Annotated in this window: 12 protein-coding genes; 11 read left to right on the top strand and 1 reads right to left on the bottom strand. The window is 55.6% G+C overall.

Annotation, left to right across the window (positions count from 1 at the left end; genetic code table 11):
* Positions 1-9 precede the first annotated feature (9 nt).
* The 7 genes from DFO52_RS10295 to DFO52_RS10265 all read left to right on the top strand — a co-directional run bounded on the left by DFO52_RS10295 (position 10) and on the right by DFO52_RS10265 (position 7,155).
* Positions 10-483 (top strand): NUDIX hydrolase, encoded by a 474-nt coding sequence (locus DFO52_RS10295; RefSeq protein WP_133550323.1) that lies wholly within the window; start codon positions 10-12, stop codon positions 481-483.
* Between the two features lie 40 nt (positions 484-523).
* The gene (gene mnmA / locus DFO52_RS10290) at positions 524-1,636 is read left to right on the top strand and encodes a tRNA 2-thiouridine(34) synthase MnmA (RefSeq protein ID WP_032657963.1); all 1,113 of its coding nucleotides are present in this window, start codon (positions 524-526) and stop codon (positions 1,634-1,636) included.
* 26 nt (positions 1,637-1,662) lie between these two features.
* Positions 1,663-2,292: a high frequency lysogenization protein HflD gene (gene hflD / locus DFO52_RS10285; RefSeq protein WP_023311236.1), complete on the top strand. Its 630-nt coding sequence runs from the start codon at positions 1,663-1,665 to the stop codon at positions 2,290-2,292.
* Between the two features lie 19 nt (positions 2,293-2,311).
* Positions 2,312-3,682, top strand: coding sequence for an adenylosuccinate lyase (purB, locus tag DFO52_RS10280; RefSeq protein ID WP_008500757.1), 1,371 nt, complete (start codon positions 2,312-2,314; stop codon positions 3,680-3,682).
* Between the two features lie 123 nt (positions 3,683-3,805).
* Entirely contained in the window at positions 3,806-4,477 is a 672-nt protein-coding gene (gene phoP / locus DFO52_RS10275) for a two-component system response regulator PhoP (protein ID WP_028019015.1), read from the top strand.
* Entirely contained in the window at positions 4,478-5,941 is a 1,464-nt protein-coding gene (gene phoQ / locus DFO52_RS10270) for a two-component system sensor histidine kinase PhoQ (RefSeq protein WP_029739851.1), read from the top strand.
* A gap of 92 nt (positions 5,942-6,033) precedes the next feature.
* Positions 6,034-7,155: a cupin domain-containing protein gene (locus DFO52_RS10265; RefSeq protein ID WP_047648080.1), complete on the top strand. Its 1,122-nt coding sequence runs from the start codon at positions 6,034-6,036 to the stop codon at positions 7,153-7,155.
* A 91-nt stretch (positions 7,156-7,246) separates the two neighbouring features.
* Here DFO52_RS10265 and pepT read toward each other — a convergent pair whose 3' ends face one another.
* On the bottom strand, positions 7,247-8,470 hold the full coding sequence (pepT, locus tag DFO52_RS10260) for a peptidase T (RefSeq protein WP_133550322.1): 1,224 nt from the start codon (positions 8,468-8,470) through the stop codon (positions 7,247-7,249).
* 237 nt (positions 8,471-8,707) lie between these two features.
* On the opposite strand from pepT, the gene potA reads away from it, so the two are divergent.
* The 4 genes from potA to potD are packed head-to-tail and all read left to right on the top strand — an operon-like array spanning position 8,708 to position 12,516.
* A complete protein-coding gene (potA, locus tag DFO52_RS10255; RefSeq protein ID WP_202760904.1) occupies positions 8,708-9,856 on the top strand; it encodes a spermidine/putrescine ABC transporter ATP-binding protein PotA in 1,149 nt (382 codons plus the stop codon).
* Positions 9,840-10,697, top strand: coding sequence for a spermidine/putrescine ABC transporter permease PotB (gene potB, locus DFO52_RS10250; protein WP_023311177.1), 858 nt, complete (start codon positions 9,840-9,842; stop codon positions 10,695-10,697). Before potA ends, potB begins: the two co-directional genes overlap by 17 nt.
* Complete coding sequence (potC, locus tag DFO52_RS10245) at positions 10,694-11,485, top strand: spermidine/putrescine ABC transporter permease PotC (protein ID WP_029739855.1); 792 nt, start codon at positions 10,694-10,696, stop codon at positions 11,483-11,485. Before potB ends, potC begins: the two co-directional genes overlap by 4 nt.
* Positions 11,482-12,516 carry a spermidine/putrescine ABC transporter substrate-binding protein PotD gene (potD, locus tag DFO52_RS10240; protein ID WP_121931266.1) on the top strand — a complete coding sequence of 345 codons (1,035 nt, stop codon included), beginning with the start codon at positions 11,482-11,484 and terminating at the stop codon, positions 12,514-12,516. Before potC ends, potD begins: the two co-directional genes overlap by 4 nt.
* The last annotated feature ends 9 nt before the right edge of the window (positions 12,517-12,525 follow it).

The raw sequence follows: 12,525 nt of genomic DNA, 5'->3' as shown, positions 1-12,525 counted from the left end.
GGAGTCACTATGTTTAAACCTCATGTCACGGTTGCCTGCGTGGTCCACGCCAGGGGTAAATTCCTTGTTGTCGAAGAGAGCATTAACGGCAAAGCGCTGTGGAACCAGCCTGCCGGACACCTTGAAGCTAATGAAACCCTGCTGCAGGCAGCAAAACGCGAGCTGTGGGAAGAGACCGGGATACACGCTGAGCCCCAGCACTTCATCCGTATGCACCAGTGGATCGCGCCGGATCACACCCCGTTCCTGCGCTTTTTATTTTCCGTTGAGCTTAGCGAAACGTGCGCCACAGAGCCGCAGGATGACGATATCGACCGCTGTCTGTGGGTCACTGCCGACGAGATCCTGAACGCGCCAAACCTGCGCTCGCCGCTGGTTGCGGAAAGCATTCGCTGCTGGCAGTCAGGCGCACGTCTGCCGCTGGATGTCATCGGCGCATTTAACTGGCCGTTTACAGAGGGTGTCAACGGTGGGGGGGCGTGATAGAATACGCCGCCTTGAAGTTCAATGTCGTGAGTATTCCATGTCAGATAACAGCCAGAAAAAAGTGATCGTCGGCATGTCCGGCGGTGTCGATTCCTCCGTTTCCGCCTACCTGTTACAGCAACAGGGCTATAAGGTGGAGGGCCTGTTCATGAAGAACTGGGAGGAAGATGATGGCGAGGAATACTGCACCGCCGCAGCGGATCTCGCCGACGCGCAGGCCGTATGCGATAAGCTCGGCATTGAACTGCACACCGTTAACTTTGCCGCAGAATACTGGGATAACGTTTTTGAACTCTTCCTGGAAGAGTACAAAGCGGGCCGCACGCCGAACCCGGATATTCTGTGCAACAAAGAGATCAAATTTAAGGCCTTCCTGGAATTCGCCGCGGAAGATTTGGGCGCAGACTATATTGCGACCGGTCACTACGTGCGTCGCGCAGATGTGAATGGCAAAAGCCAGCTGCTGCGCGGTCTGGACGGCAACAAAGATCAAAGCTACTTCCTCTATACGCTGAGCCACGAGCAAATCGCCCAGAGCCTGTTCCCGGTCGGCGAGCTGGAAAAGCCGCAGGTGCGTAAAATCGCCGAAGAGCTGGACCTGATCACCGCGAAGAAAAAAGACTCTACCGGCATCTGCTTCATCGGCGAGCGCAAATTCCGCGATTTCCTGGGGCGTTACCTGCCTGCTCAGCCGGGTAAAATTGTCACCGTCGACGGGGAAGAGATTGGCCAGCATCAGGGGCTGATGTACCACACGCTCGGCCAGCGTAAAGGCCTGGGTATTGGCGGGACCAAAGAAGGTAGCGAAGATCCATGGTATGTTGTCGACAAAGATGTCGAAAACAATATTCTGGTTGTTGCCCAAGGTCACGATCATCCGCGTCTGATGTCCGTTGGTCTTATTGCACAGCAGCTGCACTGGGTCGATCGTGAGCCGCTGAAAGGCACGCTGCGCTGCACGGTAAAAACACGCTACCGTCAGACCGATATTCCTTGCACCATTACCGCGCTCGATGACGATCGCATTGACGTGCGTTTCGACGAGCCGGTCGCCGCCGTCACCCCGGGTCAGTCTGCTGTCTTCTACAGCGGCGAAATCTGTCTGGGCGGCGGGATCATTGAACAGCGCCTGCCGCTGCCTGCTGTTTAATACGATTCACACATAAAGGAGACCGTGTGGCGAAGAACTACTATGACATCACCCTGGCGCTGGCGGGAATTTGCCAGTCAGCCCGTCTGGTGCAACAGCTGGCGCATCAGGGTCACTGCGACGCAGATGCCCTGCACGTTTCGCTGAACAGCGTTATCGATCTCAACCCCGGCTCGACACTGGGCGTGTTCGGCGGCAGTGAAACCAATCTTCGTCTCGGTCTTGAAACCCTGCTCGGCGTGCTTAACGCCAGCAGCCGTCAGGGATTAAACGCGGAGCTGACCCGCTACACGTTAAGCCTGATGGTGCTGGAACGTAAGCTGAACGCCGCAAAAGGCGCAATGAATACGCTGGGCGATCGCATTGCCGGGCTGCAGCGTCAGCTCGATCATTTTGACCTGCAGTCGGAAACGCTGCTGAGCGCAATGGCGGGGATTTATGTCGACGTCATCAGCCCGCTGGGCCCGCGTATTCAGGTCACCGGATCCCCTGCCGTGCTGCAAAGTCCGCAGGTACAGGCAAAAGTGCGCGCGTCCCTGCTGGCAGGGATCCGCGCCGCCGTGCTGTGGCACCAGGTTGGCGGTGGCCGCCTGCAGTTAATGTTTTCTCGTAATCGCCTGACCACTCAGGCAAAACAAATTCTTGCTCATTGTTAACCTCCCGGAGTTGCGAATTATGGAATTATCCTCACTGACCGCCGTATCCCCTGTCGATGGACGCTACGGCGATAAAGTCAGCGCGCTGCGCGGGATCTTCAGCGAATATGGTTTGCTGAAGTTCCGTGTTCAGGTTGAAGTACGCTGGCTGCAAAAGCTGGCCGCCCAGGCAGCAATCAAGGAAGTTCCTGCTTTTGACGAAAAGGCAAACGATTACCTTGATAAAATCGTTGCTGAGTTTAGCGAACAAGACGCCGCGCGCATTAAAACCATTGAACGCACCACCAACCACGACGTGAAAGCGGTTGAGTACTTCCTGAAAGAGAAAGTGGAAAGCGTCCCTGCGCTGCATGCCGTGTCTGAGTTCATTCACTTCGCCTGTACCTCTGAAGACATCAATAACCTGTCTCATGCGCTGATGCTCTCCACCGCGCGCAAAGAGGTCGTGCTGCCATACTGGCGTAAAATCATCGACGCGGTAAAAGCGCTGTCCGTGGAATACCGCGACATTCCGCTGCTCTCCCGTACCCACGGTCAGCCAGCCACCCCATCCACGATGGGTAAAGAGATGGCGAACGTCGCGTACCGTATGGAGCGCCAGTACCGTCAGCTGGAGCAGGTTGAGATCCTCGGCAAAATTAACGGCGCGGTCGGTAACTATAACGCCCACATCGCCGCTTATCCGGAAGTTGACTGGCACCAGTTCAGCGAAGAGTTCGTGACCTCTCTGGGCATTCAGTGGAACCCGTACACCACCCAGATTGAGCCGCACGACTATATCGCCGAACTGTTTGACTGCATCGCGCGCTTCAACACCATCCTGATCGACTTCGATCGTGACGTGTGGGGCTACATCGCCCTGAACCACTTCAAGCAGAAAACCATTGCCGGTGAAATCGGCTCTTCCACCATGCCGCACAAGGTAAACCCAATCGACTTCGAAAACTCCGAAGGCAACCTGGGCCTGGCGAACGCCGTGCTGCAGCATATGGCGAGCAAACTGCCGGTATCCCGCTGGCAGCGCGACCTGACCGACTCCACCGTACTGCGTAACCTGGGCGTGGGCATTGGCTACGCGCTGATCGCGTATCAGTCCACCCTGAAAGGCGTGAGCAAACTGGAAGTGAACCGTGACCGTCTGCTGGACGAGCTGGACCACAACTGGGAAGTGCTGGCGGAGCCAATCCAGACCGTGATGCGCCGTTACGGTATCGAAAAACCGTACGAGAAGCTGAAAGAGCTGACCCGCGGCAAACGCGTTGACGCCGAAGGCATGAAGCAGTTTATCGACGGTCTGGCGCTGCCGGAAGAAGAGAAAACGCGCCTGAAGGCGATGACCCCGGCGAACTACATTGGTCGCGCCATCACCATGGTCGACGAGCTGAAGTAACGCCCCTCTCCCCCTTTTCGCCCGAAAAGGGGGATGCTTTTCCCCGGTTTACTCAATGTTTATCCCCACAACAACATAATCAGCGTTAAACTATTCATACCAATTATTTAGGGAGAAGAGATGATGCGCGTACTGGTTGTTGAGGATAACGCATTGCTACGCCATCACCTGAAGGTTCAGCTTCAGGAGATGGGACATCAGGTGGACGATGCTGAAGATGCAAAAGAAGCCGATTATTATCTCAATGAACACCTGCCGGATATCGCCATTGTCGATTTAGGGTTGCCTGACGAAGACGGTCTGTCGTTAATTCGCCGCTGGCGCAGCCACGATGTCTCCCTGCCGGTTCTGGTTCTGACCGCCCGTGAAGGCTGGCAGGATAAGGTCGAAGTGCTCAGCGCGGGTGCAGACGATTACGTCACCAAGCCGTTTCATATTGAAGAGGTGGCGGCGCGCATGCAGGCGCTGTTACGCCGCAACAGCGGGCTGGCGTCACAGGTTATCTCCATCCCGCCATTCCAGGTCGATCTCTCCCGCCGGGAATTAGCGATCAATGATGAAGTGATTAAGCTCACCGCCTTCGAATACACCATTATGGAAACGCTGATCCGTAACAATGGCAAAGTGGTAAGCAAAGATTCCTTGATGCTCCAGCTTTACCCTGATGCTGAACTGCGCGAGAGCCATACCATTGACGTGCTGATGGGACGTTTACGTAAGAAAATTCAGGCGCAGTATCCGCAGGATGTGATTACCACCGTCCGTGGCCAGGGCTACCTGTTCGAATTACGCTAAATGAGACGGATTTTGCGCCACATTCTGCCCCTCTCGCTGCGGGTTCGTTTCTTACTGGCAACAGCCGCCGTCGTGCTGGTGCTGTCGCTCTCCTACGGCATGGTGGCCCTGGTAGGCTACAGCGTCAGCTTTGATAAAACCACCTTTCGACTGTTGCGCGGCGAAAGCAATCTGTTTTATACCCTGGCGAAGTGGGAAAACAACCGAATCACCGTCGAAATGCCGGAAAACCTCAACCAGCAGAGTCCAACGCTGGCACTGATTTATAATGAAAAAGGGAAATTACTGTGGGCGCAGCGTGATATCCCCTGGCTGGTTAAAAGCATTCGTCCGGACTGGCTCAAAACCAACGGGTTTCATGAAATTGAAGCCGATCTCAACACCACCAGCTCGCTGATCCGTGAAGATCGCTCCCTGCAGCAAAAGCTGAACGAGATCCGCGCCGACAACGCCGAAACGGAGATGACGCACTCCGTCGCGATTAACCTCTATCCGGCGACGCTGAACATGCCGCAGCTGACCATTGTGGTGATCGACACCATTCCGGTCGAGCTGAAGCGTTCTTATATGGTCTGGAGCTGGTTCATCTACGTTCTGGCTGCGAATCTCCTGCTGGTGATCCCGCTGCTGTGGGTAGCGGCGTGGTGGAGCTTGCGCCCCATTGAGTCACTGGCGAAAGAGGTTCGTGAGCTGGAAGAACATCATCGCGAGAAGCTGAACCCGGAAACCACCCGTGAGCTCACCAGCCTGGTGCGTAACCTCAACCGCCTGCTGAAAAGTGAACGCGAACGCTACGATAAATACCGTACCACCCTTACCGATCTGACCCACAGCCTGAAAACACCGCTGGCCGTCATGCAAAGTACCCTGCGTTCAATGCGCAGTTCGAAGCTGAGCGTCGATGATGCCGAGCCGGTGATGCTGGAACAGATCAGCCGTATTTCCCAGCAAATTGGCTATTACCTGCACCGCGCCAGCATGCGTTCGGGAAGCGCGCTTCTGAGCCGCGAGCTGCACCCGGTAGCCCCGCTTCTGGATAACCTCACGTCCGCCCTCAACAAGGTGTATCAGCGTAAAGGGGTAAACATCAGCCTCGACATCTCGCCAGAGATAAGCTTTGTGGGTGAAAAAAATGATTTCATGGAAGTAATGGGTAACCTGCTGGATAACGCCTGCAAATACTGTCTGGAGTTCGTGGAAGTGTCAGCGCGCCAGACGGAAACAGAACTGCATATTATCGTTGAGGATGATGGCCCGGGTATCCCGCGCAATAAGCGTGACGTGGTGTTCGATCGCGGTCAGCGCGCCGATACGCTACGTCCTGGCCAGGGCGTTGGATTGGCCGTCGCCCGTGAGATTGTTGACCAGTACGACGGGAAAATAGAAACCAGTGAAAGCCTGCTGGGCGGCGCCAGAATGGAGGTTATTTTTGGTCGCCAGCAGCCCACATTGAACGATAGTTAACCCGTTATGTGAAAAATGCGAGGATCTCGCAGCCGGGGGGCTGAGCTTCCGTTATAATCCGAGTCAGTAAGAGCCTGCGGAATAAAAAAATTATGGATTATCACTTAACGCTTAACTGGCCCGAGTTTATTGAACGCTACTGGCAAAAACGCCCGGTGGTTCTGAAACGCGGATTCAGCAATTTTGTCGACCCTATCTCGCCTGACGAGCTGGCCGGTTTGGCCATGGAAAACGAAGTCGACAGCCGTCTGGTCAGCCACCAGGACGGGAAATGGCAGGTTAGCCACGGTCCTTTCGAAAGCTACGATCACCTCGGTGAAAACAACTGGTCGCTGCTGGTGCAGGCGGTCAACCACTGGCATGAGCCCACTGCCGCATTAATGCGCCCGTTCCGCGCCCTGCCCGACTGGCGCATGGACGATCTGATGATCTCTTTCTCCGTGCCGGGCGGCGGCGTAGGCCCACATCTTGACCAGTACGACGTGTTTATCATTCAGGGTACAGGCCGCCGCCGCTGGCGCGTGGGTGAAAAAGTGCCAATGAAGCAGCACTGCCCGCATCCTGACCTGCTCCAGGTTGACCCGTTTGAAGGGATTATCGACGAAGAGCTGGAGCCGGGTGATATTCTCTACATTCCGCCGGGATTCCCTCACGAAGGTTACTCCCTGGAAAACTCACTCAACTACTCTGTGGGGTTCCGGGCGCCGAGCGGCCGCGAGATGATCAGCGGATTTGCCGACTATGTTCTGCAGCGCGAACTGGGCAGCTATCGTTACAGCGATCCTGATGTGCCTGCGCGCGAGCATCCGGCGGATATTGTGCCAGAAGAACTCGATAAGCTGCGCGGCATGATGCTGGATTTGATCAACGAGCCGGAGCATTTCAAACAGTGGTTTGGTGAGTTTATCAGCCAGTCTCGTCATGAGCTGGACGTTGCGCCACCGGAGCCGCCGTATCAGGCGGACGAGATTTATGATGCGCTTCAGCAGGGCGACAAGCTGACGCGTCTGGGCGGGTTGCGCGTGCTGCGCATTGGTGAAGAGGTGTTCGTCAACGGCGAGAAGCTGGACTCTCCGCACCGTCCGGCGCTGGAAGCCATTGCCAGCCATCTGGTGCTCACTGCCGACACCTTTGGCGATGCGCTGGAAGATCCTTCCTTCCTCGCGATGCTGGCCGCGCTGGTCAACAGCGGGTACTGGTTCTTTGAGGACTGAGTCGCCTTAATGCCCGGTGGCGCTTCGCTTACCGGGCCTACAATCCGAACGTAGGCCGGGTAAGGCGCAGCCGCCACCCGGCTTAAAGCAGCTACCGCTTTGCGGTCAACTCCGCTATCCGCACTATCACCTTCACCGCTTTTTCCATCCCTTCCAGCGTCACAAACTCATGCTTACCATGGTAGTTGTAGCCACCGGTAAACAGGTTCGGGCACGGCAGCCCCATAAACGACAGCTGAGAACCGTCGGTGCCGCCGCGAATCGGCTTCAGCTGCGGTTCGATATCGCAGTCGCGCATCGCCTGCTGGGCGATATCGAGAATATGCGGATGCGCCATCACCTTCTCGCGCATGTTGTAATAGCTGTCTTCAATGATCAGCTCAATATAGCAATCAGGGTGTAACCCTTTACCGACCTTCTTGGCGATCTCCATCATCTTACGCTTGCGCGCCTCAAAGGCTTTGCGGTCGAAATCGCGGATGATGTAGTGCATCTGCGCGCTGTCCACGATGCCTTTGATGCTGGTCAGGTGATAGAAACCTTCATATCCTTCGGTCTGTTCAGGGCTCTCTTCCGCCGGGACTTCCGCATGGATTCGTGACGCCAGCGACAGCGCGTTCACCATAACGCCTTTCGCCGAGCCGGGGTGAACGTTGTTGCCGACAATTTTGATGGTGACGGACGCGGCATTGAAGTTTTCATACTCCAGTTCACCGACGCCGCCGCCGTCGACGGTATAGGCCCACTGCGCATTGAAGGCCTCTACGTCGAAATGTTTTGCGCCCTTGCCCACCTCTTCATCCGGCGTAAAGGCCACGCGGATATCCCCGTGCGGGATGTTTTTGCCCTTCAGCACCGCCAGCGCCGTCATGATCTCCGCAATGCCCGCCTTGTCATCCGCCCCCAGCAGCGTTTTGCCGTCGGTGGTGATCAGCGTCTGGCCCAGCAGCTGGTGCAGCACCGGGAACATCACGGGCGAGAGCACTTCGTCGCCAATACCCAGCGCAATGTCGCCGCCGCGGTAGTTTTCCACAATCTGCGGGTTCACATGTTTACCGCTAAAATCCGGAGAGGTGTCGACATGGGAGATAAAGCCAATCGCCGGAATATCGCCCTGCACATTTGCCGGCAGCGTTCCCATCACAGTGCCTTTCTCGCTTAAGGTGACGTTGACCAGCCCCATGGCGTCAAGCTGCTCTTTTAGCAGGTTTAACAACTTCCACTGGCCTTCGGTGCTCGGCACCTGGCGAACACCCGGCTTAGATTGGGTATCCAGCGAAACGTACTGTAAAAAACGCTCAAGTAATTTATCCATGCAGTCACCCTCACTTTTTGTGACAACATTATCAATAAGCATCAAAACGCAAATATTGCGTCAGGTCACTTTTATCCCGCAAACGAGAATATTTTCCGTTTATATCGTTATGCGTTAATAAATGTAGCTTATGAATCAGTGACAAGGATTGGCGATCGCAGGGGATTGCCGTAGAATGTTCGCCCTCATTACGAGTCACCAAGGTGGTTACACACAAACCCCGCTTCAGTCTGCTGCCTGAGGCGTCTATATGGGACAGCGCAAAAATTGAATACACAATCCCGTTCACGTTCACCGCTGGTGCAACTGGAACGAATTCGTAAAAGCTTTGATGGCAAAGATGTCATTTCCGACCTCACGCTCACCATCAATGACGGTGAGTTTCTGACGCTGCTTGGCCCCTCTGGCTGCGGCAAAACAACCGTACTGCGCCTTATCGCCGGGCTGGAAAGCGTCGATAACGGCCATATCCATCTTGAGAACCAGGACATCACGCAGGTTCCCGCCGAAGATCGCCACGTCAATACCGTCTTTCAGAGCTATGCCCTGTTCCCGCACATGACCGTGTTTGAAAACGTGGCGTTTGGCCTGCGGATGCAAAAAACTCCGGCGAGGGAGATCGAACCGCGCGTCACCGACGCCCTGCGCATGGTGCAGCTTGAGACGTTTGCCCAGCGTAAACCCCATCAGCTTTCCGGCGGCCAGCAGCAGCGTGTGGCCATCGCCCGCGCCGTGGTCAACAAGCCGCGTCTGCTCCTGCTGGATGAATCCCTCTCCGCGCTGGATTACAAGCTGCGCAAGCAGATGCAGAACGAGCTCAAAGCCCTGCAGCGCAAGCTTGGCATTACCTTTGTCTTCGTCACCCACGATCAGGAAGAGGCCCTGACCATGTCCGACCGCATCGTGGTGATGCGCGACGGCAAAATCGAGCAGGACGGCACGCCACGCGAAATCTACGAAGAGCCGAAGAATCTGTTTGTCGCCAGCTTCATTGGCGAGATCAATATCTTCGACGCCACGGTGATTGAGCGTCTGGACGACCAGCGCGTGCGCGCCAGCGTCGAAGGACGCGAGTGCAATATCACGGTGACTTTCCCCGTCGAAAAGGGACAAAAGCTCAACGTTCTGCTACGCCCGGAAGATCTGCGCGTTGATGAAATTCACGGCAATACCGAGGCCGAAGGGTTAATCGGCTATATCCGCGAGCGCAACTACAAAGGGATGACGCTGGAGTCCGTTGTCGAGCTTGAGAACGGCAAGATGGTAATGGTCAGCGAATTCTTTAACGAAGACGACCCTGACTTCGACCACTCTCTCGACCAGAAAATGGTTATCAACTGGGTAGAAAGCTGGGAGGTTGTGCTGGCTGATGAAGAACACAAGTAAATTCCAGAATGTGGTGATTGCCACGATCGTCGGTTGGCTTGTGCTGTTTGTCTTTTTGCCCAACCTGATGATCGTTGCCACCAGCTTTCTGACCCGCGACGACGCTAGCTTCGTTTCGCTGGTCTTTACGCTGGACAACTATGCGCGCCTGCTCGATCCGCTCTATTTTGACGTGCTGCTGCACTCGCTCAATATGGCGCTGATTGCTACCCTCGCCTGTCTGGTGCTGGGTTATCCCTTCGCATGGTTCCTCGCGGGCCTGCCGCAAAAGGTGCGGCCCCTGCTGCTGTTTTTACTGATTGTTCCCTTCTGGACCAACTCGTTAATCCGCATCTACGGGCTGAAGATCTTCCTCAGCACTAAAGGCTATCTCAACGAGTTTCTGCTGTGGCTGGGAGTGATTGATACGCCGATCCGCATCATGTTTACCCCGAGCGCGGTGATTGTCGGCCTGGTCTATATCCTGCTGCCGTTTATGGTGATGCCGCTCTACTCCAGCATCGAGAAGCTGGATAAACCGCTGCTGGAGGCGGCGAAAGATCTGGGCGCTAACAAGCTGCAGACCTTCATCCGCATTATTATCCCGCTGACCATGCCCGGCATTATTGCGGGCTGTCTGCTGGTTATGCTCCCGGCGATGGGTTTGTTCTACGTGTCGGATCTGATGGGCGGCGCGAAAAACCTGCTGATCGGTAACGTCATCAAGAGCCAGTTCCTCAACATCCGCGACTGGCCGTTCGGATCCGCGACCAGCATTACGCTGACGGTGGTCATGGGCCTGATGCTGCTGGTCTACTGGCGCGCCTCACGCTTGCTGAATAAGAAGGTGGAACTCGAATGATCGGTCGACTGCTTCGCGGCGGTTTTATGACCGCCATTTATGCCTATCTCTATATCCCGATCGTTATTTTGATCGTGAACTCGTTTAACAGTTCACGCTTCGGGATTAACTGGCAGGGCTTTACCACCAGCTGGTACAGCCTGCTGATGAACAACGACAGCCTGCTGCAGGCCGCTCAGCACTCGCTGACGATGGCGATCTTCTCCGCCACCTTCGCAACGCTAATTGGCTCGCTCACCGCCGTGGCGCTGTACCGCTATCGCTTTCGCGGCAAACCGTTTGTCAGCGGCATGCTGTTTGTGGTGATGATGTCGCCGGACATCGTAATGGCCATTTCGCTGCTGGTGCTGTTTATGCTGCTGGGCGTACAGCTTGGCTTCTGGTCGCTGCTGTTCTCGCACATCACCTTCTGCCTGCCGTTTGTGGTGGTGACCGTCTTCGCGCGCCTGAAAGGGTTCGACGTGCGCATGCTGGAGGCGGCGAAAGATCTGGGTGCCAGCGAGATGATCATCCTGCGCAAAATCATCCTGCCGCTGGCGATGCCTGCAGTGGCGGCCGGATGGCTGCTTAGCTTCACCCTGTCGATGGATGACGTGGTCGTGTCCTCCTTCGTCACCGGTCCGAGCTATGAAATTCTGCCGTTGAAGATCTATTCAATGGTGAAAGTCGGCGTCTCACCGGAGGTGAACGCGCTGGCGACCATTCTGCTGGTGTTTTCGCTGGTTCTGGTGATCGCCAGCCAGGTTATTGCTCGTGATAAAACAAAATCTCAGGGGACAATGAAATGAAAAAAATGCTCGCCGCTGCGGCGCTGGTGCTTGGCATGGGTGCCGCGCACGCTGATGACAGCAAAACGCTCTACTTCTACAACTGGACCGAATACGTGCCGCCGGGCCTGCTGGAACAGTTCACAAAGGAGACGGGCATCAAGGTTATCTACTCGACCTACGAGTCGAATGAAACCATGTACGCCAAGCTGAAAACCTACAAAGACGGCGCGTACGATCTGGTCGTTCCTTCCACCTACTTTGTCGACAAAATGCGCAAAGAGGGCATGATCCAGAAGATCGACAAAACGAAGCTAACCCATTTTTCAAACCTCGATCCTGAGATGCTCAACAAGCCGTTCGACCCAAATAACGACTACTCCATTCCATATATCTGGGGAGCAACCGCGATTGGCGTGAACAGCGAGGCCGTCGATCCGAAAACGGTGACAAGCTGGGCCGATCTCTGGAAACCGGAATACAAAGGGAGCCTGCTGTTAACCGACGACGCGCGTGAAGTGTTCCAGGTCGCGCTGCGCAAGCTGGGCTACTCGGGCAACACGACGGATCCCAAAGAGATCGAAGCGGCATATGCCGAGCTGAAAAAGCTGATGCCTAACGTGGCGGCGTTCAACTCTGATAACCCGGCAAACCCGTATATGGAAGGCGAAGTGAATCTGGGGATGGTGTGGAACGGCTCCGCGTATGTCGCCCGTCAGGCCGGGACGCCGCTTGAGGTGGTCTGGCCGAAAGAAGGCGGGATCTTCTGGATGGACAGCCTTGCGATCCCCGCCAACGCGAAAAACGTTGAAGGGGCGCACAAGCTGATTAACTTCCTGCTGCGCCCGGACGTGGCGAAACAGGTTGCCGAGACGATTGGCTACCCGACGCCAAACCTCGCAGCACGCAAGCTGCTGAAGCCTGAGGTAGCTAACGATAAATCGCTCTATCCGGATGCCGAAACCATCAGCAAAGGTGAATGGCAGAACGATGTCGGTGACGCCAGCCGTCTCTACGAAGAGTATTATCAGAAATTAAAAGCGGGCCGGTAACGGTATCGC

Origin of the sequence: Enterobacter sp. AG326 (assembly GCF_004362415.1) — a bacterium.
Lineage (GTDB): Bacteria > Pseudomonadota > Gammaproteobacteria > Enterobacterales > Enterobacteriaceae > Enterobacter > Enterobacter asburiae.
The sequence above is the reverse complement of the archived record's forward strand: the minus strand, read 5'-3'. Positions and strand labels throughout refer to the sequence as shown.

Coding starts and splice junctions, on each gene's coding strand:
- DFO52_RS10265 (WP_047648080.1), top strand. CDS start 6,034: ATGGATTATCACTTAACGCTTAACTGGCCCGAGTTTATTGAACGCTAC.
- DFO52_RS10295 (WP_133550323.1), top strand. CDS start 10: ATGTTTAAACCTCATGTCACGGTTGCCTGCGTGGTCCACGCCAGGGGT.
- purB (WP_008500757.1), top strand. CDS start 2,312: ATGGAATTATCCTCACTGACCGCCGTATCCCCTGTCGATGGACGCTAC.
- potD (WP_121931266.1), top strand. CDS start 11,482: ATGAAAAAAATGCTCGCCGCTGCGGCGCTGGTGCTTGGCATGGGTGCC.
- phoP (WP_028019015.1), top strand. CDS start 3,806: ATGCGCGTACTGGTTGTTGAGGATAACGCATTGCTACGCCATCACCTG.
- potC (WP_029739855.1), top strand. CDS start 10,694: ATGATCGGTCGACTGCTTCGCGGCGGTTTTATGACCGCCATTTATGCC.
- mnmA (WP_032657963.1), top strand. CDS start 524: ATGTCAGATAACAGCCAGAAAAAAGTGATCGTCGGCATGTCCGGCGGT.
- potB (WP_023311177.1), top strand. CDS start 9,840: ATGAAGAACACAAGTAAATTCCAGAATGTGGTGATTGCCACGATCGTC.
- phoQ (WP_029739851.1), top strand. CDS start 4,478: ATGAGACGGATTTTGCGCCACATTCTGCCCCTCTCGCTGCGGGTTCGT.
- pepT (WP_133550322.1), bottom strand. CDS start 8,470: ATGGATAAATTACTTGAGCGTTTTTTACAGTACGTTTCGCTGGATACC.